The organism is Alloalcanivorax sp. (genome assembly GCF_964221125.1).
GTDB lineage: Bacteria > Pseudomonadota > Gammaproteobacteria > Pseudomonadales > Alcanivoracaceae > Alloalcanivorax > Alloalcanivorax venustensis.
The window spans coordinates 32,353-51,029 of sequence record NZ_CAXPXK010000100.1; the positions used below are offsets into that span (position 1 = coordinate 32,353).

The following is an 18,677-nucleotide window of genomic DNA, read 5'->3' on the forward strand; positions in this document are numbered from 1 at the left end:
GTGAGCGCCGGCGAGACCCGACCCGCCGCTCGCGGATGCCAGCCATGAACCACAAGGCGGTAAGGCGCAGCGAGCGCGGACTCGGTTGGGGCCAATAAGCTTGGAGGAATAGGGTAAATGATCTTACACGAACCTGAACTGATCGAGGAATACTCCGATAAAGGCTACTGGGGTGACAGAACCCTGCTGGATCGCTTTGCCGCCAATCGTGCCGCCTACCCGGACCGGGAAGCGGTGGTGGATCCACCCAATCGTGACGAGCTGGTCGGCACACCGCCCCAGCGGCTCAGCTGGGCCGAGTTTGGTCGGGCCGTGGACGCCACCGCCGCCGAGCTGGCACGCCGGGGCTTCGGCAAGGACGACCTACTGGTGGCGCAGTTGCCGAACATCTGGGAGCTGGCCATGCTCTATCTGGCGGCGGCCAAGGCCGGCGGTCTGCTTTCCGCGTTGCCCCTGCAATGGCGAAGCAAGGATGTGGGCTATGTGAAAGAGATCACCGGCGCCAGATTCTACGCCTCGGTGGAAAGCTTCCACGGCTTTGATTACCGGGCCCTGGGGCAGGAGCTGGGCTTCGAGCACTACATTGGCCTGGCGGCGCTGACCGATATCGCCCATGGAGATCCGGGCCGGGTCCCGGAGGTGCCGGTGGATGCCAATGACATCTTCACCCTGTGCTGGACTTCGGGCACTGAGTCAAACCCCAAGGGCTGCCCCATGAGCCACAACAACTGGGAGTACATGACCAACCTGGTGTTCACCACCTGTGGCCTGCGCGAGGGTGACCGTATCCTGTGTGTGGCACCGCTGGTGAACATGACGGCGGTAGGGGTGAACTACCTCCCCTGGCTGGCGGCGAGGGGCACCCTGGTGCTGCATCATCCGATTACGCCGGAAATCCTGTTGCGCCAGCTGACCGAGGAGAGTATCCAGTACACCATCTTGGTGCCGGCAATGCTGAACATGATTGTCAAGCTGCCCAACGTGGACCAGCTGGATCTCTCCAGCGTGCGAACCATCACCACCGGTTCGGCGCCCCCCTCGGCCTGGTCGATGCAGGAGTTCAAGCGCCGCTGGGGCATCGAGATCGTCAACATCTGGGGCCAGAACGAGGGCACCAGTCTGGTAGCCGGCCCGGCCGATGTGCCGGACCTGGAGATGCGGGTGGATCACCTGCCCTGGTGGGGCAAGGCAGGAGTCCAATGGCCTTCCGGCGTCAGCGGGGTCGAGCTGAAAATTCTCGGCGATGAGGATGAGGAGATAACCGAACCAGGTGGCATCGGCGAGCTTTGCTATCGCAGCCCGGGTGTGTTCGCGGGCTACTTTCAGCGCCCGGATATTACCGCGGCTTCGTTCACTTATGACGGCTTTTTCCGCACCGGCGACCTTTTCATCGTGCGGGATGACAGGCACCTAGGGTTCTATGACCGCAAGAAGGACATCGTGATTCGGGGTGGTTACAATATCTCCAGTGTGGAGGTGGAGAACGCGGTGCTGGGCTTCGGCAAGGTACGGGACGTCGCGGTCATACCCCAACCGGACGAGATCATGGGCGAGCGGATCTGTATCTGCGTGGTGCCTGTTGACGAGGATAACCCACCGACCCTGGAGGAAATCAACGACTACTTGAGGGAGCAGGGCATGAGTGTCTACAAGCTGCCGGAAAAGATGAAACTGATCAACGCCATTCCCCGCAATCCGGTGGGCAAGATTCTGAAGAAGGAATTGCGAGCCCTGTAGCCGGTTCGCCGTCATGCCTCTCATTGGGTGTCTCCAAATGACCCCGTATTGTCAAAAAATGACCTCGATAGGCTGCTGTCACACAACCATGGTCGGGAACAGATGGTGCTGCTGAAACTTCCACCGTTGCATAGACAGCCGGCTGGCCGAATTGCAACTGCGCATCCTGTGGGAGGAACTTTTAAGCGTTTCGACAACACCGGAATCGTCGACGAGTTTGAACGGGTTGCGGTCCAGCTTAGCGCGCGTCCGGTTCGGTGGAAACCACGGAAACGGGCGGGTTACCAACCCCGTCTCGCGCCTGCCATAACAACATAACACCAGCCAGGAGATCTTCGAAATGTCCGCTATAGCCCAGCTGAAAGCAATGCCCGAGGCCCGTGCGGCCCTCAGGGAGATTTTGGGCCAGTTTGGTTGGGGCGCGTTGGCGATTGGTGGCGTCCGGGCCGCGTGGCGTAGCCGGCTTAAGCGACAGGAGCTTCCGCGGCAATTCCTGCTTGCGCTATGGGAGCATTGGGGAGATCGTGAGGCGATTGTCGACGGTGATCGTCGGGTCACCTTCGGTCAATTCAGGGATCGAGTTCTCCGCCTGGCCAATGGCCTGCACCGGCTGGGTATCGGCGAAGGCGAGGCGGTGGCCGAGGTGATGCACAACGGCGCGCCATGGTTCGAATTGATGCTGGCTTGTACGCTCAGGGACAATCCCATGCCGATGCTCAATTGGCATCTTCAGCCCAAGGAGTTGGCGGAATGCATCAACAAGGCCTCGCCAAAGGCCCTGGTATTGGGGGGCGCCTTTGTGGAAGTGGTACAGTCGGTTCGTGATCAGTTGACCACCGTCGAACACTTCATCGTGGTTGACGCTGACGAGTTGCCCGAGGGTATGATCGCCTACGAGTCACTGATCCGGGACAGCCGGTCCATACTCCCAAGCGGCAAGCTGGGCATGGCCCCAAAGACCTACAGCGGCGGTACCACAGGGACGCCGAAATACATCAACATCGACCGTGACCGGCTGACATCGGATTCGGCCGAGGCGCGGCGGGGCGCCTCCAAGGAGGAGGTGACCCGGTTGGGGTTGATGCAGGTCTCGGCCTTTCATTTCTACAAGATCGGCAAGATCCGGGATCCGATCAGCAACAACATCCGCACGCTGATTCCGGGGCCGCTGTATCATGCCGGGGTACAGATCGCGGTGTTGCCGTTCTTTCTCGGCGGCACCGCGGTGCCCATGAGCAAGTTCGATCCCGAGCTCATGCTTAAACTTATTCAGGACGAGCGCATCAACTGGACCTTCGTCGCCCCGACCATGCTCGAGCGCATCCTGGCACTGCCCGAGGCTCTGAAGTCCCAATACGACCTTTCCAGCATGCGGGTAATCATTTGCGCGGCGGCGCCTTGTCCGCCCAAGGTCAAGCGCGAGATTAACGCGCTGTTCCGCCGCCAGGGAGCGTCGGATGATGTCTTCCATGAATACTACGGCGCTTCGGAGAGCGGCCTGATCAGCGTTCTCGCCAGCGAGGACTACCAGGAGAACCCGAAGCGCTACGACAGCGTGGGCAAGCTGCGGGCGGCGGAATGCCGGATCTATGACGAGGAGACCGGCACCTGGACCCCACCCGGCAAGGAAGGGAAGGTGCTCGTGCGCTCTCCGATGGCCCTTGCGCTGAACTATGTCGGCCTCAGCGACGAGAAGATGAAGGAGAATTATATCGGGGTCGAGGGCAAGCTCTGGTACGACGATGGTCTGATTGGTTACGTGGACGAGGATGGTTTTCTGTACCTGACTTCGCGGATCAAGGAAATGATCATCTCCGGCGGGGTGAATCTTTTTCCCAATGAGATCGAGACGGTTATCAAGCAGCATCCGGCGGTTCTTGACGTTGCCGTGGTGCGGGCGCCGGACAAGGACCTGGGCGAGGTGCCGGCGGCGGTAATTGAGCTCAAGGAGCACCAGCAGGCCACCCGCGAGGAGATCATCGAGCACTGCAAAAAGGAGGGATTGTACGGATTCAAGCTGCCGAAGATCGTGGACTTTGGCGAGCTGCCCCGCAACCTGGCCGGCAAGCTGCCGAAGAAGCAGCTTGAGGAGAAATACTGGGAAGGTGTCGCCCGGCACGGTTAGCGGGCTGTTGGAAATGCTCGGCGGCGGCACCCCCGGGGACTGGGCGATATCGCCATCCGGCTGATGGAAGTCCGGCGACGTGAATCGCATTCAATCCTGCCCCCGCGCAATCAGCTCCTTCATGATCTCGTTGGTGCCGCCGTAGATCTTCTGTACCCGGGCGTCGGCGTACAAGCGCGCGATGGGATACTCGAGCATGTAGCCGTAGCCGCCGAAGAATTGAAGGCACTCGTCGACGATCTCGCACTGCTTTTGCGTGCACCACCATTTGGCCATCGAGGCCGTCTCCACGTCGAGTGCGCCGACGCCGATGATCAAGCGCTCGCCCGGCTGTTCGACGACCAGCAGCGAGACGCCCCTGGCGGCCTCGGCCGGATTGGTCTTGCAGACGACGATCAGCAGGCCGCAGTGATGGCCGTTGGAGATGAAGGTTTTCGACCCGTTGACCACATGTTCTCGCCCCGCCGTATTCCTCCGGCACGTCGGTGCACAGGAGGCCGGCGGCGCCTGCCCTGGTCCACAGCGCGCGCTCGACGTGCTGCTGGGCGTCCCAATGTTCTTCGAAGGGTGTGATTTCGGTGGCGATGAACTTACGGACGTTGTCGCGGAACAGCGTTAGTTCTTCGTCCATCCAGGGTGATTGATTAAACGTCATGGTGTCCATGGCCTCACATTGAGAACCCGCCGCCACAGAGCAGCGTCTGACCGCTGATGTAGTTCGACTCCGGAGTGCAAAACAGATAGACGGCCCCGGCGGCCTCGGCCGGCGTGCCGGCGCGACCGAGCGGCACCATGGCCTCCATGGTCTTGAGCAGATCGGGGTTGACGCCGACCTTGATCTTGCGGCCTTCCACGTCGATGCTCGCATCGGAGCCAGCCTCCGCCTCTGTGAGGCGCGTTTTGATCAGTCCGAAGGCCACGCAGTTGACGTTCACCTTGAGCCGGCCCCATTCCTTGGACATCGCCTTGGTCAGGCCGATCACCGCCGCCTTGGCGGCCGAATAGTTGGCCTGTCCGGCGTTGCCGCCGGTGCCGGCGATCGAGGCGATGTTGACCACCTTACGGAATACCTCGCGCCCTTCGGCGGCTTCTTTCTTGGCCTGCACGCGGAAGTATTCGGAGGCCGCGCGCAGAATGCGAAAGGGCGCCGTGGCGTGCACGTCCATGATCGCCTGCCACTGCTCATCGCTCATTTTCTGAATCACGTTGTCCCAGGTGTAGCCGGCGTTGTTGACGATGATGTCCAGACCTCCCAGCTGTTCGATTGCCGTGTTCACAAAGCGTTCGGCAAAGTCCTCCTGTGTCACGCTGCCGATGCAGGTCACGGCCCTGCCGCCGGCGTCCTTGATCGCCGCGACCGTTTCCTCCGCCGGGGCGGCATCAAGATCGTTGACTACCACGCTGGCGCCTTCGGCGGCGAGTTTGAGGGCGATTTCCCGGCCTATCCCGCGCCCTGAGCCGCTGACGATGGCCACTTTATCTTGAAGTTTCATACGCAGTCCTGCTTTGTTGGTGATGGAAAGGACGTGTTTCAGGCCAGCGCCACCAGGGCGTCGCCGGCGAGCTTGACTTCCCCCTGTTTATCGACCACGCCGATCTCGAGCCGGGCCAGTGTTTCGTGGCCGTCCTCGGTGATTTCAACGATCTTGCCGGTGCAACTCAGCCGTGCGCCGACTGGCGTGATGGCGGCGAAGCGGACCGAGAACCGGCGCAGCCGGGTCTGCGGTGCCCACTGGGTCAGAAAGCGGCCCAAATAGGCCATCGGCAGCATGCCGTGCGCGAACACGTCCGGCATGCCAGAGGCCTTGGCAAAGTCGATGTCAATGTGGATCGGGTTGTGGTCACCCGAGGCGCCGGCGAACAGTGCCAGCGTCGCGCGCGTGATGGGCGGAAGCTCGAGTGGCGGAAGCGCCTCGCCGACCTTGACCTGGTCACGAGTGGGGGCGTTCATGCTGCGTTCTCCTGCGGGTTGCGGACGACGATCACGCTGCGTGCCTCGAGCACGGTCTCGCCAGTCGCGTCCTTGATCAGCGAATCCTTGACGATGAATTCGAGCGCACCGCTCTTCTTGCCGTAGATGTCGCTAATCTTTGACTCGACGCTGAGCACGTCGCCGGCACATACCGGCGCGTGATAGGTGAAGCTTTGCTCGCCGTGCAGGATGCGTCCGATCGGCACGTTCAGCGTTTCGAGCAACGTGGTCATGGTGCCGGCATCGAGGTCGGCGCCCATCAGAAAGGTTGGTGGTGCCGGCAGGCTGCGGTAGCCGGCTGCCCGGGCCGCAGACTCGTCGAGGTACTCGGGCCGTGTTTCGCCGGTGGCTTTGGCGAAAAAACGTAACCGCCCCTTCTCGACCTCGAAGCTGACGGTCGGCAGGCGCAGCCCGATGTGTTTAGTGTCGATCATAGTTCGTCCTCTTCAGGTGGCCTGGTACATCGTCACCACGCAGGCGCCGCCCAGGCCGAGATTGTGTTGGAGCGCAATGCGCGCACCTTCGACCTGGCGGTCCGCGGCCTGTCCTCGCAGCTGTTGGACCAGCTCGGTGCATTGCGCCAACCCGGTGGCGCCCAATGGATGACCCTTGGAAAGCAGCCCGCCCGAGGGGTTGGTAACCACGCGCCCACCGTGGGTGTTGTCGCCGTCCTCGACCATCTGCTCGCCGCCACCTTCCGGCGCCAGCCGCAGTGCTTCATAAGTCAGCAGCTCGTTGGTGGCGAAGCAGTCGTGCAGTTCCACGGCGTCGAGCTCCTCCGGACCGATGCCAGCGGCCTCGTAAACCTGATCGGCGGCGGCGCGCGTCATGTCATAGCCGACCAGTTGCATCATGTTGCGCGCCTCGAACGTGCTCGGTGTGTCGGTGGTCATCGCCTGCGCCAGGATGCGCACTCGGTGATCGAGAGCGTTGGCCCTGGCGAAGGCTTCGGAGCAGACGATGGCCGCCGCCGCGCCGCAGGTCGGCGGGCAGGCCATCAGGCGGGTCATTGGGCCGATCAACACCGGGGAGTCCATCACTTCCTCCACTGTCACTTCCTTGCGGAACAGCGCCACCGGGTTGCGCGCGGCATGCCGGCTCGCCTTGGCGCGTATTTTGGCGAAGGTCTCCGCCTTGGTGCCGTACTTGTCCATGTGCGCCATGCCCGCGCCGCCAAAATAGCGGATCGCCAGCGGCACCTCGGGCTGTCCCACCAGCTCCTCGCAGATCCGGTCAAAGGGTTCGAAGGGGGTCGGCCGGTCGTTGTAGTAGCTGCCCAGCGCTCCCGGCTTCATTTGCTCGAAGCCCAGGGCGATCACGCAGTCGGCGGCGCCGGACTCCACCGCCTGGCGCGCCAGGAACAGGGCGGTCGAGCCGGTGGAACAATTGTTGTTGACGTTGACCACGGGAATGCCGGTCATGCCGATTGGGTAGAGCGCTCGCTGGCCGCAGGTGGAATCGCCGTAGACATAGCCCACGTAGGCTTGCTCCACCTTGGCGTAGTCCAGCCCGGCATCGGCCAGGGCCTGACGCGCCGCCTCGGCACCCATCTGGTAGTAGGGCGCGCTGGCGCCGGGTTTCGCGAACGGCACCATGCCGACGCCGCTGATCACCGCTGTGTGTTTCATGCTTTTCTCCTTACCCTCTAGGTATCACCGTGCATTGCTTGTCGCACTGCATCCCGCACCACTTCCGGTCGCTCCATGGGCAAAAAATGGGTTGTTCCAGCCAGAACGTTCAACTCGGCGGAGGGTAGCAAGGCATGTAGGCGCCGGCGCGCCCTTGGCGAGAAGGTTGAGGCGCGTTCCGCGGCCAGTACGACCATCGGACACCGCAATCGTCGGACGGCGGGCCAGGGGTTGTGTTCGGTATGGGCAAAGGTGGTGCTTTCCCATTCCGGCGTACAGGCCAAGCGAAAACGATCATCATGGGCCACGAGGCCGTGCTCAACGTAGTTTTCCAGCCATGCTTCCGGCCAGGTTCTGAAGCCACCACGGCCACGAAAGTTCTCCAGTGCGGCGGCGCGCGAGTCAAACACCCTGCGGCGACGTGCGGCTCCGGCGGCCAGTGAAAACCGCTGTGACTGGCGTAGCAGCTTGGCCGACCACAATCGCCAGCCCTGCCAGGGATCCATGATCACCGGTTCCGCCAGGATCAAGCCCCGCACCTTGTCCGGTCGTCGGGCCGCGGCCATGATACTGGTCGTGGCACCGATCGAATGACCCGCAAGCCAGACAGGCTCATCCAGACTTTCCAGCCAAGCGACAAGGTCTTCGTAGTACGTTTCCCAACCGCGGAATGTTTTAATATCGGCCGCCTCGGCGCTGGCCCCGTGGCCCCGCATATCCCAGGCCAGCACGTTGCAATCGTCAGCCAATTCGTCGAGCAGCGAGCGGTAAACCTGGCTATGGAAGCCCGTCGCATGGGCCCAATGCAGGGTGGGGCGTTCGCGCGATCCGGGCCAGCGCCACAGCGCGATTTGCCGCCCGTCCGGGGCAGTGAATCCGTCACGCTCGATCACGTCACGCGTCTCAGTAGGATTTGGGTAAGCCAAGGACATGTTCTCCGATGTAGTTGAGCAGCATTTCGTTGTTGATTGGTGCAACCTCCATTAACCGTGCCGAAGGCCATAGCGTGATGATGTCGTAGTCCCGGTCGAAACCGTAGCCGCCGTGGGTCTGCAGGGCGGCCTCGACGGCTTTGACCGCCGCGCGAGAACCCAGCAATTTCGCCATGTTGGCATGAGAACCGGCATCGCCACCGGCGTCGAACGTCGCAGCCGCGTGGATCATCATCAGCCGTGCTGCCTCCAATTCGGCCTTGGCCTCGGCCAGCCGGTGCTGTATAGCCTGATAACCCCCGATGGGGGTGCCGAAAGGTTTGCGTTCGTTGGCGTAGGCCACTGCCTTTTTGAGAGCGTAATTGCCCAGGCCCACGGACATGGCGGTGACCAGCAGGCGCTCCGAATTCAGCGCCTCGAACATTCCGGCCAGGCCCTGTCCCGGGTTGCCGATCAAGCGACCCGCGTCGAGTTTGACGTCATCGAAAAAAACCAGGTATTGCCGCTCCGGCCAACCGACGTCGATATTCAGGGGCTGTAGTTCCACGCCGGGCGCGTCGGTATCCACCACGAACAAGGACATACCCTCGGTGCGTCGTTTGACTTCGCCGGCTTTTTGGGTGCGGGCCACGACCAGCATTCGATCGGCGTCCGCCGCACCGGAAATAAAAACCTTGCGCCCGGTCAGCCGATAGCCGTCACCATCCGGTGTCGCCAGCGTGGACATCGCGAAGCTGTTGGTCCCGGCATCCGGCTCGGTGATGGCGAAGCACAGTTTCTCGGCCCCGCTGATTGTCGGCTTGACGAACCGCTCTATTTGCCCGGGTGTGCCATTGCGGATGATCGGCACTCGCGCAAACCCAGTGAGCAACAGCATGGGCAGCACCAGCCCGGCCTCGGCCAGCGTTTCCATCAGCGCGACTAGTTCCACCTGGCCGCCGCCCGAGCCCCCCAGGTCCTCGGGAATGGTGATGCCAAGCAGCCCATATTCGCCCAGCGCTTCCCAGGCCTCCTGAGGGAATCGGTGATTATCGATGCATTCGCGCATGTATTCCCGGGAAAAGCCTTCGCTCACGACGCGGGTGGCCTCGCGAATGTCACGCATGCGTTCGGCTACGCGCGCTTGGTCGAACTGGGCTTCGGACGCGATGCTCATTATCGTCTCCCCCTTGCGCTCACCCCTCCGGGGTAAATAGGTTGCGTTTGCCATCGTGGTGCACGCGGCCCGTGCGATTGAGAAATTCCTCGTTCGTCATGGCATTGAGCAGGTCCGTGTCGGTGGGAGTGTTGGCAACAAACCGCCGGCCATCGCTCAGGCGGCCCAGCACAATACCCTGGACCGGGCGGTCGGCGCGGTCGTGCATGACAGTGTAGGTCTCGATGCGGGCCTTGCCCTGCGCCTGCTCCACCAGTTCCACGACGGGGCCGGCGTCGATCTCGGCTTGCAGCCCGGCCGGATCGATCGGCCGCCAACCGCCGACGGGCGGTCTTCCGCCGTAGAGCCCCAGCGAATGCTTGCTCATGTACCAGCCCACGCCGCTGACCAATCCGGTGGTGCTTCGGTCGGCGCGGATACGGTTCATGATCTCGGCGATGGCGTGGGTGCAATAGTTGTTGCCGGGCCCGCCATGGTAAGCCAAGCCACCCGTGACGGTCAGTGGCCGGGGATCATGCACGGAGATACCCAGCGCATCGCGCGCCATCTGTACAGCGCTGGGGAAACAGCTGTACAGGTCCAGGTGATCGATCGCGTCGATCCCGAGTCCGCTGGTCGCCGCCAGCCGCTCGCCGCAGGCGGTGATCGCCGGCGAGCGGGAAAGATCCGCCCGCTGGGAGACGAACCAATGATCGTGGCCGTTTGCCGCGGCCAGGGGGTACACCCAGCGTTCAGGGTCGATGCCCAGCCGCCGGGCCTTGGCCACGGACATCATTACCAGCGCGGCGGCCTGATCCACCGCGATGAGGGCGTTCATGTGCTTGGTGTAGGGCGCGCCGACCATGCGATTTTTGGGTGAGCGCTCGGCGATATCGGCCGCCGATAAAGGGTCGCGGCGCCAGGCTCGCGGATTGTCGACCGCGACGGCGTTGAATCGGGCATAGAATTCGCCCAGCATTCGTCGGTGCTCGGCTGGGTCAAGGCCGTAGCGACGCCGCAGCGCCTGCTCGAACAACGGATAGATCTGGATGGGCAGATTGAGCCCGTGGCGTTGTTCCGCCGAATTGGTCGGCTCGCGGTCATCGCCGAGCAGTCGCGGACCCTCGCCGGTGGCGGTGTCCAGCACTCCGGACAGGCCGGCGCCCTTGCCGCGCATCTGTGTGGCAAGCGCCTCGCCGCCCGCGATCAAGATACAATCGAGACCACCGGCGGCGATGCGATCGGCATAGTAACCGACCAGCCATTGACCCATGTTCCCGCCTATGGGTGTGTAGAAGCGCTCGCCGGGGTCGATGCCCAGATGCCGCGCCAGGGTGGACGGGGCATCGGAATAAGACGGCGCCAATATGTTGAGACACGTTAACGACTGGATCTGACCCAGAACCCCGGTCACACCGCAGTCCGCCGCCGCGGCTCGGGCAGCCTCGGCGACCAGGCCTATGGGGGTGCGCTCGGTATCCGGTTCGCGCGCGCTGATCTGGCCGGCGCCGACCAGCACCGGTGTTGTTTCCTCATGAGTCGTCATCGGCGAATAACCTCCGCAACGGTATCATCTCCGGGAAAAGGCCTGCTGTTGGACGTCAGCCTTGAGTCATCTGATAGCCATCCTGCCGGATAGGCCTTTTTGAAATGGTAATGAGCCATGGGCAGGTGTTTCGCTCGCCAAAGCATCTCGAAAGAGGTAGAAGGTCGAAGCATGGGCGCGTCGCCATGATGATCGAAGTAATAGCTGTTAGAGGCCGCGCAATTGTGGTTAAGGAACACCGTCCCTTGTTGGCGTCGTTGGATATTCCGGAAGTAGCGATCGTGCACGTCTTGACGAATCTCCACGCAAGTCGCGTCCCGCTTTCGGGCGGCCTGGATGCAGCGCGCCACGTGAATGGCGTTACCCTCGACCATTTTGAAATAGGATGAACCAATCAGCGCGTATGGACCCAGCATGATGTAGAGATTGGGGTAGCCGGGTACTGTCAGGCCCTCATAGGCCTGGTAACGGTTCCGCTCCCAGAATTCGCCCAGATCCACACCGCCGCGTCCCACGACTTCATAGGAGGGCAGATTGCCCTTTTCGAAAACCTTGTAGCCGGTCGCCAGGATCAGCACATCGATCTCGTGCTCAATGCCGTCGATGGTCTCGATGCCCTTGGGAGTGATGCGTTGGATAGGGGTGGTGATCAGATCGACGTTGCTACGGCTGAAGGTGGAAAAGTAGTTGTTGGAAAATGTCGGCCGCTTACAGCCGAAGCCATATCGCGGGGTTAATTTGCCCCATAACTCCGGGTTATCGGGCAATTGCTCGCGCATGTTGTTGACGCCGGCGCGCTGGGCCCATTGCACCAGCCAAGGAAAGCGCCGATAGTAAACCGCCGCGATGATCATCAACGATTCGGTCAGCGCATCGGTGGTGGTACGTACTCCCTGCTGGGCCAGGCTCGACCAACGAAAGACGGTGCGCATCCAGCCGGGCATACGGACATCCGGTTTCTTGAGTACCCAGATGGGCGTGCGCTGATAGACATCCAGATGCGCCACCCGCGGGGCGATTTCGGGAATCAGCTGCACCGCGGTGGCGCCGGTACCGATCACCGCCACCCGCTTGCCGGTGAGATCCACTTCGTGGTCCCAGCGCGCGGTGTGCATGCGCTCGCCCTGAAAATCCTCGACCCCTTCGATATCCGGCATCTTCGGCGAGATCAACCCGCCGGTGGCGGACACTAGGTGGCGTGCGGTGACACATCCCTTGTCGGTTGTCACCCGCCACAAGTGCTCGCCTTCATCGAACTCGGCACGCTTCACGCTGACGCCGAAACGTATGTAGGGATAGAGGCCGTATTTGCTGGCCACACGGCGGGCGTAGTTCTGCAGCTCGTCACCCGGCGCGAAGACCCGCGACCAGTTCGGATTCTGCTCGAAGGAAAATGAGTAGACGAAAGAAGTGATGTCCACCGCCACTCCGGGGTAGCGGTTGTCGCGCCAGGTGCCGCCGACATCGGCGGCACGCTCGATGATTGATAAGGATTTCATGCCGCGGCTGAGAAGCTCGATGGCCGCGCCCATTCCGGCGAAGCCGGCGCCGATGATCAAAATCTCGTGGTCGGGTTCAGCGCTCCCGTGGCGCGGCGCCCGCTGGCCACGACGGCTTTGTTGAATCCGGTCCTCCGCGACATTCATAGTGGTCCTCCTTCCAGTTTTTGGCAGGTCGCTTAGCCGCTATGCGCGAGGCGCAGTTTCGTCCGTGCCACGGCCCGGGTGCATGCTACGGGCGCCGACAAATGCCGGCGCATAAAGCCGACTATTTCGGTAACGTCCTGGCGCGCCTCCGGCAACATGGAATGAAACACCGGCCACACATGTGGCATATTCCAGCGGGCGCGCAGGGTCACGGCCACGCCGGCCTGGCGCGCACGGTGCGCTACCCGATAGGCATCATCACGCAGGGCCTCGGATTCGCTCACAGTGAGCATAAGAGGCGGCAGGCCACGGAAATCGCCGTAGATCGGTGAGACATAGGGATCCCGGGGATCATGGCCGGCCAGATACAGATTGGTGGCCATCTCGATCATGCGTGGAGTCAGCATGGCATCGCTGGCCGCGTTGGCCTGGCGCGACGGTGTATCGCCAACCGCGTCGGCGCCGGGCGAGATCGACACGGCGCAGGCTGGCATGCGGGGGGAGGAATCGGGCGAGGCGGCCTGCGCATCGCGCAGCCTCAGCAGCGTGGCCAGAGTGAGGTTGCCACCCGCGGAATCTCCGATCAGGGCCAGCGGCTCGTCAGGATAGTCCTCGGCCAGCGCCTTGTAGGCATGGTGGGCATCGTCGAGGGCGGCCGGGTAGGCCGCCTCCGGCGCTAGGCGGTAGTCGATCCAGAACACGCGTGCGTTCAGTCTCTTGGCCAGTTGCCCGCAAAGCTCAGCATAAGTAGGGAAACGGCCACTGATAAAAGCGCCACCGTGGAGATACAGCACGGTGGCCGTGGGCTGACTGGGGCTGACACGCACCGCCGGCACGCCGGGTGGCACGGCCGGTTGATTGCCAATGGTGGTCTTGCGCGCGGTGACTCCGGACGGCAGCCCGCCCGGCAGGCGGGCCACCGCGGCGATGCGCCGTAACCGTATCACCAACTCGTCGGGACTAGCCGGCTCGCGCTTCATCAGTAGCCGAAAACCACGGTCGGCAACTCTTGCCGAGAATGATGTCATGATTTGCCTCCTGCCGGATATCAGCCCCCGGCCAGGCGATACGCCTCGCCCAGCGCGCGAGCGTATAGCCGCGGCGCGTAGCGCTTGAACCGCCATATGAAACGCCCGTCGAACTGCGGCACCACATAAAGCTGCTTTCGATCGAGGGCGTCCAGGGTCCGGCGTGCCACCTGGTCGCTGGTGGCGAAGGTCCACTTGCGCATGGCCGCGTGGGCGAAATCGCCGCGGTGCTCGGGCAGGCGCGCCTTGTCCAGAATATTGGTGGGTACCACGGTGGGACACAGGGCCGAAACATGCACGCCGGTGCCGGTCAGCTCGGCCGCCAGAGTTTCGGAGAGTGAAAGGACCGCGGACTTGGTCACGTTATACGCACTCATCTCCGGCGCCGCGCCGAAACCGGCGGCCGAAGCCACGTTGACAATGCCGCCGTAGCCCAGTGCGCGCAACTTGGGTGCGAAGAAGTGACAACCATGAATGACGCCCCAAAGATTGACTTTGAGGCACCAGCGCCAATCGCCAAGCGGCACTTCTCCGATGCGGCCGCCTACGCCCACCCCGGCGTTATTGACCACCAACGTCATTGGCCGTCCGAGCAGCGATTCGGCCTTGTCGGCGAGCGCGGCCATCTGTTTTTCGCTACCTACGTCGCAGCGGTAGGCGACAGCCCGACCTTCGCCCAATTCCGAGAGTATGCTGGCGGTTTGCTCGGCGCGCTGGCGGTCTATATCCGCGCAGATCACTGATCCGCCACGGCGCACGATCTCATAGGCGAAGCTGCGGCCGATGCCGCTGCCCGCCCCAGTGACCAGGGCCGCTGCCCCCTCGGAGGGTTTCAGTGTTTTACGCTTGGCACCGCTCACGCCGCCGCCACTCGTTCCGCTGTTGTGTCACGCCTGTTATCGTCATGCCATTGCCGGAATGCTTGGTAAGCCTGCTGGGCATCGCCGGTTTCCTCGTAGGCGCGCTTCCAGGCGTGGATGACTTCCCGGTTATCGGCGTCCCATGGATGGAAGCGGGGGGAGAGAAACGGCAGCGTATCGATCACAAAAGCTCGGGTGAAGATCCCGGGTGCGAAGTACAACCACTTAATGGCGCGCAGTGCCGAGGGAATGTTCGTGAGCTGCCTATCCTTCCAGAGGAAATACAGCCAGTTGCCGTGCACCAGAGGCAGGAAAAGGGCTGTACCCAGAGCGAGCGTCGCCATGCGGATCGCGTAAGCGCGGACGCCGCCGCCGCTCACCTCTCCGAACACATCGAAGCTGACTGACTTGTGCTCCGTCTCCTCCACGAAGTGCCAGAACAGCATGGCAGCGACTTCCAGCCTGGTATCGTCCCACAGTTCCGGATGATCGAGCATTACCTGGGAAATCACGGCCGTGAAATGCTCGAAGTTCGCGGCCATGGCGCATTGGGTGACACCGCCCAGGTAGCGTTGAAGGGGCTTTCTGATCGCCTTGAACACGGCCTCCGCCCGGTCTATTGGAATGCCGTGCGCGACCATCGCTTCATTCATGGCGTCATGCTCCCGTGCATGGGTGCGTTCCTGTCGAATAAAGCTGATCGCGGCTTTGCGCACTGACGGATCGTGAAGATTCTCGAGTTGCTTACTCGTGGCCTGCATGACCCAGCGCTCGCCGTCCGGCACCGCGGCCAGGATCGCGTTCATCCAATGGGTCATCCACGGATCATTGTTGAACCAATGGCGTGGCACCGTCTCCGGACTCATGCCGAAGTTCAAATCCCTATGCTCGACTTCATCGTAACCAATCTTGCGGCTTGCGATCACCATGTCGGCCTCCTGAGTAGTTCGACTGTTGAATCACTCTATTTGGGCGATTGACCAAATGTCAAGGCCCGAAAAAGCAGTCAGTGGATATCTTCGCGCGCCGGGAAACAGATCGCGTCGGATCGGCGGGAAAGGCCGGTCGAGATACGGTACAAAAGAAAGGAAACGGAATGCCGGAGCGTGGTACCGGGCGACCCTAGGGGGCAGGGGGTAGGGTGTGCCGGGAACCGGCGTGCTGCCGGTACTGATCGGGTGAAAGACCGAACCAGCGCTTGAAGGCACGCCTGAAATTGGCTCCGTCATGATAGTTCATCAACGCGGCGATGGCTTCGATCGAAAGCTTGCTGTCACACAGGTAGCTGATCGCTTGCCGGGATAGGATTTCGTCACGAATTTTCCTAAAACTACTGTTTTCCTCCTTGAGCTTGCGAGCGAGAGTGCGTTTGCTCATGAAAAGGGAGGCCGCTGCTTCGTCTTCGCTGAGCGAACCGGGGGGTCTCGATAGCATCATCTTCTTAAGCCGGGTCTGGTAGCTGGGCTTGTGGTTCTGAAGCTCGGCAAGCATTGATTCACATTGCTCAAGAGCCAGGCGGTAATTTTCATGATTGGCGGAGGCGTTCGGTTCCCGGCACAGTGCCATCGGCAGTTTTAGTGTGAACTTATCGGAGCCAAAACGAATGCGACCGGGCAAGTAGTCCGAGTACATCGCGTGGTACTCAGGTGTCCGGTGGGTAAAACAAATTTCAGCCTCATGTAGTGGGCGACCGACAACGAACTCGCCGAATTCAAGCAGCACCACGATCATGGTATCCGCCAGGCAACGCTCGATATCCGCGTCCAGCGGCACTTGGAAGTCCAGTCGGCATTCCAGGTGTTCTTCAGCTTCCTGCAGGTGTAGCTCGACGATGCTTGCGCGAGTAGGTAGGAATGTCTGAATCGCCTGTAGCGCGGTGAGCAGGTCCGGACTGCTCGAGGCGGCAAAACCGATGGCGCCGTGGGTCGCCGGGGTCAGACGCTTACCCAGCCGTAAGCCGAATTCAAACTGGCCGGACAACGCCAGTGCATTGCGTAAAATCCGCACCTGGTGAGCTGGCGTGAGCAGACTGTCCTCGCCCAGAAATTGCGCGATACCGAGACCGGTACCTTGCAGCAACGAGGGTAGCTGGCTGACGGTTAAGTCCAGCTCGCGGGCAATAAGTCGTGAATAGTTCGACGGAATGCCGCCTTCCGAAGCTTTCGGTTCACCTTTCCGCTGTGTCATTGATACGGTCCGTTGATAGGCATGCCTGTCTTTAAATGACCCCAGTGTGTCAATAAATGACCTCCCCGGCAAGCCAATCAACAACCACGATGCAGTCATTAAGTTACTTGCTGGAGAAAGGTCTTGGGTAAGATTACGTTCATTGAGCATGACAGTACCGAGCACATTGCCGAGTTTGAAGCTGGTTCCTCGCTGATGCAGGTTGCTGTTAATAACGCTGTGCCCGGCATCGACGGAGACTGCGGTGGGGAATGCGCCTGCGGCACCTGCCACGTGATAGTGACCGATGAATGGTTCGGGAAAACCGGGGAAATAAATGATGCTGAAGAGCAGATGTTGTCCATGACTCCTGAACGGGCAGAAACCTCTCGGCTGGGCTGTCAGATTCGAACCACAGAGGCTATGGACGGTATGACCGTTCTGTTGCCTGAATTTCAGATGTAGCGGGAGGTCACCATGTCAACCAAGTCAGGCACGAACGATGCCATGCAAACAAAGATGATTAATGCCACATCGAGATTGGTGCCTATGCACTTACAGATCAAGGCACTCAAATCTCTAATGAAAGCGAAGAAAAAGGCACTGGGGTCAACACGCCCACAGGTCAAGTTTCTCGAACAGCCCGTGCCTGACGTCAATACCCTGGCACTTGAGGATATTGACACCAGCAACCCTTTTCTGTATCGGCAAGATCAGTGGGGTGCCTATTTCAAGCGGTTACGTGATGAGGCACCGGTGCACTTCCAGAAAAGCAGCCAGTTCGGGCCATTCTGGTCGGTGACACGCTATGAAGACATTTTGTTCGTCGATAAGAATCACGAGCTCTTTTCCTCCGAGCCACAGATTATTCTGGGTGATCCTCCGGAAGGGTTGTCGGTGGAAATGTTCATCGCCATGGATCCGCCAAAACATGATGTGCAACGCCGGGCGGTCCAAGGTGTGGTGGCGCCCCAGAATCTCAAGGAAATGGAGGGGCTGATCCGGCAGCGCGCCGCCGAGGTGCTCGACAGCCTGCCCCTGGACAAAGCTTTCAACTGGGTGCCGGCAGTGTCCAAGGAGTTAACAGGGCGCATGTTGGCGACGTTGCTGGATTTCCCTTACGAGCAGCGTCACAAGCTGGTTGATTGGTCGGACCGACTGTCCGGAGCATCTTCGGCGACTGGTGGCGAGTTTACCGACGAAGACATCATGTTTGACGATGCCGCGGACATGGCCTGGTCATTCTCGAGGCTTTGGCGAGACAAGGAGGCACGACGCAAGGCTGGCGAGCCTCCGGGTTTCGACTTGATCAGCATGCTACAGAGTAACGAGGATACCCGGGATTTGATCAACCGTCCGATGGAGTTTATCGGCAACCTGGCGCTGCTGATTGTTGGCGGCAATGACACTACCCGCAACTCCATGAGCGGCGGTGTGCTGGCCCTGAATCAGTTCCCCGAGGAATTCATCAAGCTGAAGAAAAACCCGGAATTGATTCCGAACATGGTTTCGGAAATTATCCGCTGGCAAACTCCACTCGCGCACATGCGCCGGGTTGCCACGCAGGACGTGGAGCTGCGTGGTCAGACCATTAAGAAAGGGGACCGCGTGTTGATGTGGTATGCCTCGGGTAATAGGGACGAACGAAAGTTCGAAAATCCCGACCAGCTTATTATTGATCGCAAGGACGCGCGCAATCATATTTCCTTTGGCTACGGCATTCACCGTTGCATGGGCAACCGTCTGGCTGAGTTGCAATTGCGGGTTTTGTGGGAAGAGTTACTCAAGCGCTTTGATAACATAGAGGTCGTGGGTGAGCCCGAGCGTGTGCAGTCCAACTTTGTGCGGGGCTATTCCAAGCTAATGGTCAAGTTGACCGCAAAAAATTGAATTTACGTCCGG

At 61.2% G+C, this 18,677-nt stretch carries 16 protein-coding genes and 1 pseudogene; 4 read left to right on the plus strand and 13 right to left on the minus strand.

The features are described from left to right. Positions 1 to 117: 117 nt before the first annotated feature. A complete protein-coding gene (locus tag ACEQZD_RS12420) occupies positions 118 to 1,737 on the plus strand; it encodes a class I adenylate-forming enzyme family protein (RefSeq protein ID WP_204427020.1) in 1,620 nt (539 codons plus the stop codon). Between the two features lie 340 nt (positions 1,738 to 2,077). Continuing rightward, entirely contained in the window at positions 2,078 to 3,862 is a 1,785-nt protein-coding gene (locus ACEQZD_RS12425) for an AMP-binding protein (protein ID WP_370185904.1), read from the plus strand. Between the two features lie 90 nt (positions 3,863 to 3,952). On the opposite strand, the pseudogene ACEQZD_RS12430 reads toward ACEQZD_RS12425, so the two are convergent. From ACEQZD_RS12430 to ACEQZD_RS12490, 13 genes and pseudogenes are all read right to left on the minus strand, one after another. Next, positions 3,953 to 4,526: pseudogene (locus ACEQZD_RS12430) on the minus strand (acyl-CoA dehydrogenase family protein). A 4-nt stretch (positions 4,527 to 4,530) separates the two neighbouring features. Then, complete coding sequence (locus tag ACEQZD_RS12435; RefSeq protein ID WP_067610061.1) at positions 4,531 to 5,355, minus strand: SDR family NAD(P)-dependent oxidoreductase; 825 nt, start codon at positions 5,353 to 5,355, stop codon at positions 4,531 to 4,533. Positions 5,356 to 5,393: 38 nt separating this feature from the next. Then, positions 5,394 to 5,813, minus strand: coding sequence for a MaoC family dehydratase (locus ACEQZD_RS12440; protein WP_067610063.1), 420 nt, complete (start codon positions 5,811 to 5,813; stop codon positions 5,394 to 5,396). Beyond that, positions 5,810 to 6,268 carry a MaoC family dehydratase N-terminal domain-containing protein gene (locus ACEQZD_RS12445; protein WP_014994410.1) on the minus strand — a complete coding sequence of 153 codons (459 nt, stop codon included), beginning with the start codon at positions 6,266 to 6,268 and terminating at the stop codon, positions 5,810 to 5,812. The genes ACEQZD_RS12440 and ACEQZD_RS12445 overlap by 4 nt, the downstream gene beginning before the upstream one ends. A gap of 12 nt (positions 6,269 to 6,280) precedes the next feature. Continuing rightward, positions 6,281 to 7,462 carry a lipid-transfer protein gene (locus tag ACEQZD_RS12450; RefSeq protein ID WP_014994411.1) on the minus strand — a complete coding sequence of 394 codons (1,182 nt, stop codon included), beginning with the start codon at positions 7,460 to 7,462 and terminating at the stop codon, positions 6,281 to 6,283. Positions 7,463 to 7,479: 17 nt separating this feature from the next. Next, positions 7,480 to 8,355, minus strand: a complete 876-nt coding sequence (locus ACEQZD_RS12455) for an alpha/beta fold hydrolase (RefSeq protein ID WP_232802237.1) — start codon at positions 8,353 to 8,355, stop codon at positions 7,480 to 7,482. Positions 8,356 to 8,365: 10 nt separating this feature from the next. Beyond that, positions 8,366 to 9,550: an acyl-CoA dehydrogenase family protein gene (locus ACEQZD_RS12460; RefSeq protein WP_089033102.1), complete on the minus strand. Its 1,185-nt coding sequence runs from the start codon at positions 9,548 to 9,550 to the stop codon at positions 8,366 to 8,368. A 19-nt stretch (positions 9,551 to 9,569) separates the two neighbouring features. After that, complete coding sequence (locus ACEQZD_RS12465) at positions 9,570 to 11,075, minus strand: acetyl-CoA acetyltransferase (RefSeq protein ID WP_089033101.1); 1,506 nt, start codon at positions 11,073 to 11,075, stop codon at positions 9,570 to 9,572. Then, complete coding sequence (locus tag ACEQZD_RS12470; protein WP_116028214.1) at positions 11,072 to 12,721, minus strand: NAD(P)/FAD-dependent oxidoreductase; 1,650 nt, start codon at positions 12,719 to 12,721, stop codon at positions 11,072 to 11,074. The genes ACEQZD_RS12465 and ACEQZD_RS12470 overlap by 4 nt, the downstream gene beginning before the upstream one ends. A 32-nt stretch (positions 12,722 to 12,753) precedes the next feature. Further along, positions 12,754 to 13,749, minus strand: a complete 996-nt coding sequence (locus tag ACEQZD_RS12475) for an alpha/beta hydrolase (RefSeq protein WP_370185911.1) — start codon at positions 13,747 to 13,749, stop codon at positions 12,754 to 12,756. A 20-nt stretch (positions 13,750 to 13,769) separates the two neighbouring features. Beyond that, complete coding sequence (locus tag ACEQZD_RS12480) at positions 13,770 to 14,609, minus strand: SDR family NAD(P)-dependent oxidoreductase (protein WP_370185914.1); 840 nt, start codon at positions 14,607 to 14,609, stop codon at positions 13,770 to 13,772. After that, a complete protein-coding gene (locus ACEQZD_RS12485; RefSeq protein ID WP_067610079.1) occupies positions 14,606 to 15,538 on the minus strand; it encodes a metal-dependent hydrolase in 933 nt (310 codons plus the stop codon). The genes ACEQZD_RS12480 and ACEQZD_RS12485 overlap by 4 nt, the downstream gene beginning before the upstream one ends. Before the next feature lie 193 nt (positions 15,539 to 15,731). Next, entirely contained in the window at positions 15,732 to 16,946 is a 1,215-nt protein-coding gene (locus ACEQZD_RS12490) for an AraC family transcriptional regulator ligand-binding domain-containing protein (RefSeq protein ID WP_372530080.1), read from the minus strand. Between ACEQZD_RS12490 and ACEQZD_RS12495 the strand changes: the two genes are divergently transcribed. Both ACEQZD_RS12495 and ACEQZD_RS12500 read left to right on the plus strand, forming a co-directional pair. Beyond that, the gene (locus ACEQZD_RS12495; protein WP_089033096.1) at positions 16,920 to 17,240 is read left to right on the plus strand and encodes a 2Fe-2S iron-sulfur cluster-binding protein; all 321 of its coding nucleotides are present in this window, start codon (positions 16,920 to 16,922) and stop codon (positions 17,238 to 17,240) included. The two genes, ACEQZD_RS12490 and ACEQZD_RS12495, sit on opposite strands and share 27 nt — an antisense overlap. A 12-nt stretch (positions 17,241 to 17,252) precedes the next feature. After that, a complete protein-coding gene (locus ACEQZD_RS12500; protein WP_370185918.1) occupies positions 17,253 to 18,665 on the plus strand; it encodes a cytochrome P450 in 1,413 nt (470 codons plus the stop codon). Positions 18,666 to 18,677: the final 12 nt, after the last annotated feature.

Excerpts from the sequence above, each read along its gene's own strand:
- ACEQZD_RS12420 (WP_204427020.1), top strand. The coding sequence starts at position 118 with ATGATCTTACACGAACCTGAACTGATCGAGGAATACTCCGATAAAGGC.
- ACEQZD_RS12425 (WP_370185904.1), top strand. The coding sequence starts at position 2,078 with ATGTCCGCTATAGCCCAGCTGAAAGCAATGCCCGAGGCCCGTGCGGCC.
- ACEQZD_RS12435 (WP_067610061.1), bottom strand. The coding sequence starts at position 5,355 with ATGAAACTTCAAGATAAAGTGGCCATCGTCAGCGGCTCAGGGCGCGGG.
- ACEQZD_RS12440 (WP_067610063.1), bottom strand. The coding sequence starts at position 5,813 with ATGAACGCCCCCACTCGTGACCAGGTCAAGGTCGGCGAGGCGCTTCCG.
- ACEQZD_RS12445 (WP_014994410.1), bottom strand. The coding sequence starts at position 6,268 with ATGATCGACACTAAACACATCGGGCTGCGCCTGCCGACCGTCAGCTTC.
- ACEQZD_RS12450 (WP_014994411.1), bottom strand. The coding sequence starts at position 7,462 with ATGAAACACACAGCGGTGATCAGCGGCGTCGGCATGGTGCCGTTCGCG.
- ACEQZD_RS12460 (WP_089033102.1), bottom strand. The coding sequence starts at position 9,550 with ATGAGCATCGCGTCCGAAGCCCAGTTCGACCAAGCGCGCGTAGCCGAA.
- ACEQZD_RS12465 (WP_089033101.1), bottom strand. The coding sequence starts at position 11,075 with ATGACGACTCATGAGGAAACAACACCGGTGCTGGTCGGCGCCGGCCAG.
- ACEQZD_RS12470 (WP_116028214.1), bottom strand. The coding sequence starts at position 12,721 with ATGAATGTCGCGGAGGACCGGATTCAACAAAGCCGTCGTGGCCAGCGG.
- ACEQZD_RS12475 (WP_370185911.1), bottom strand. The coding sequence starts at position 13,749 with ATGACATCATTCTCGGCAAGAGTTGCCGACCGTGGTTTTCGGCTACTG.
- ACEQZD_RS12485 (WP_067610079.1), bottom strand. The coding sequence starts at position 15,538 with ATGGTGATCGCAAGCCGCAAGATTGGTTACGATGAAGTCGAGCATAGG.
- ACEQZD_RS12490 (WP_372530080.1), bottom strand. The coding sequence starts at position 16,946 with ATGCTCAATGAACGTAATCTTACCCAAGACCTTTCTCCAGCAAGTAAC.
- ACEQZD_RS12500 (WP_370185918.1), top strand. The coding sequence starts at position 17,253 with ATGTCAACCAAGTCAGGCACGAACGATGCCATGCAAACAAAGATGATT.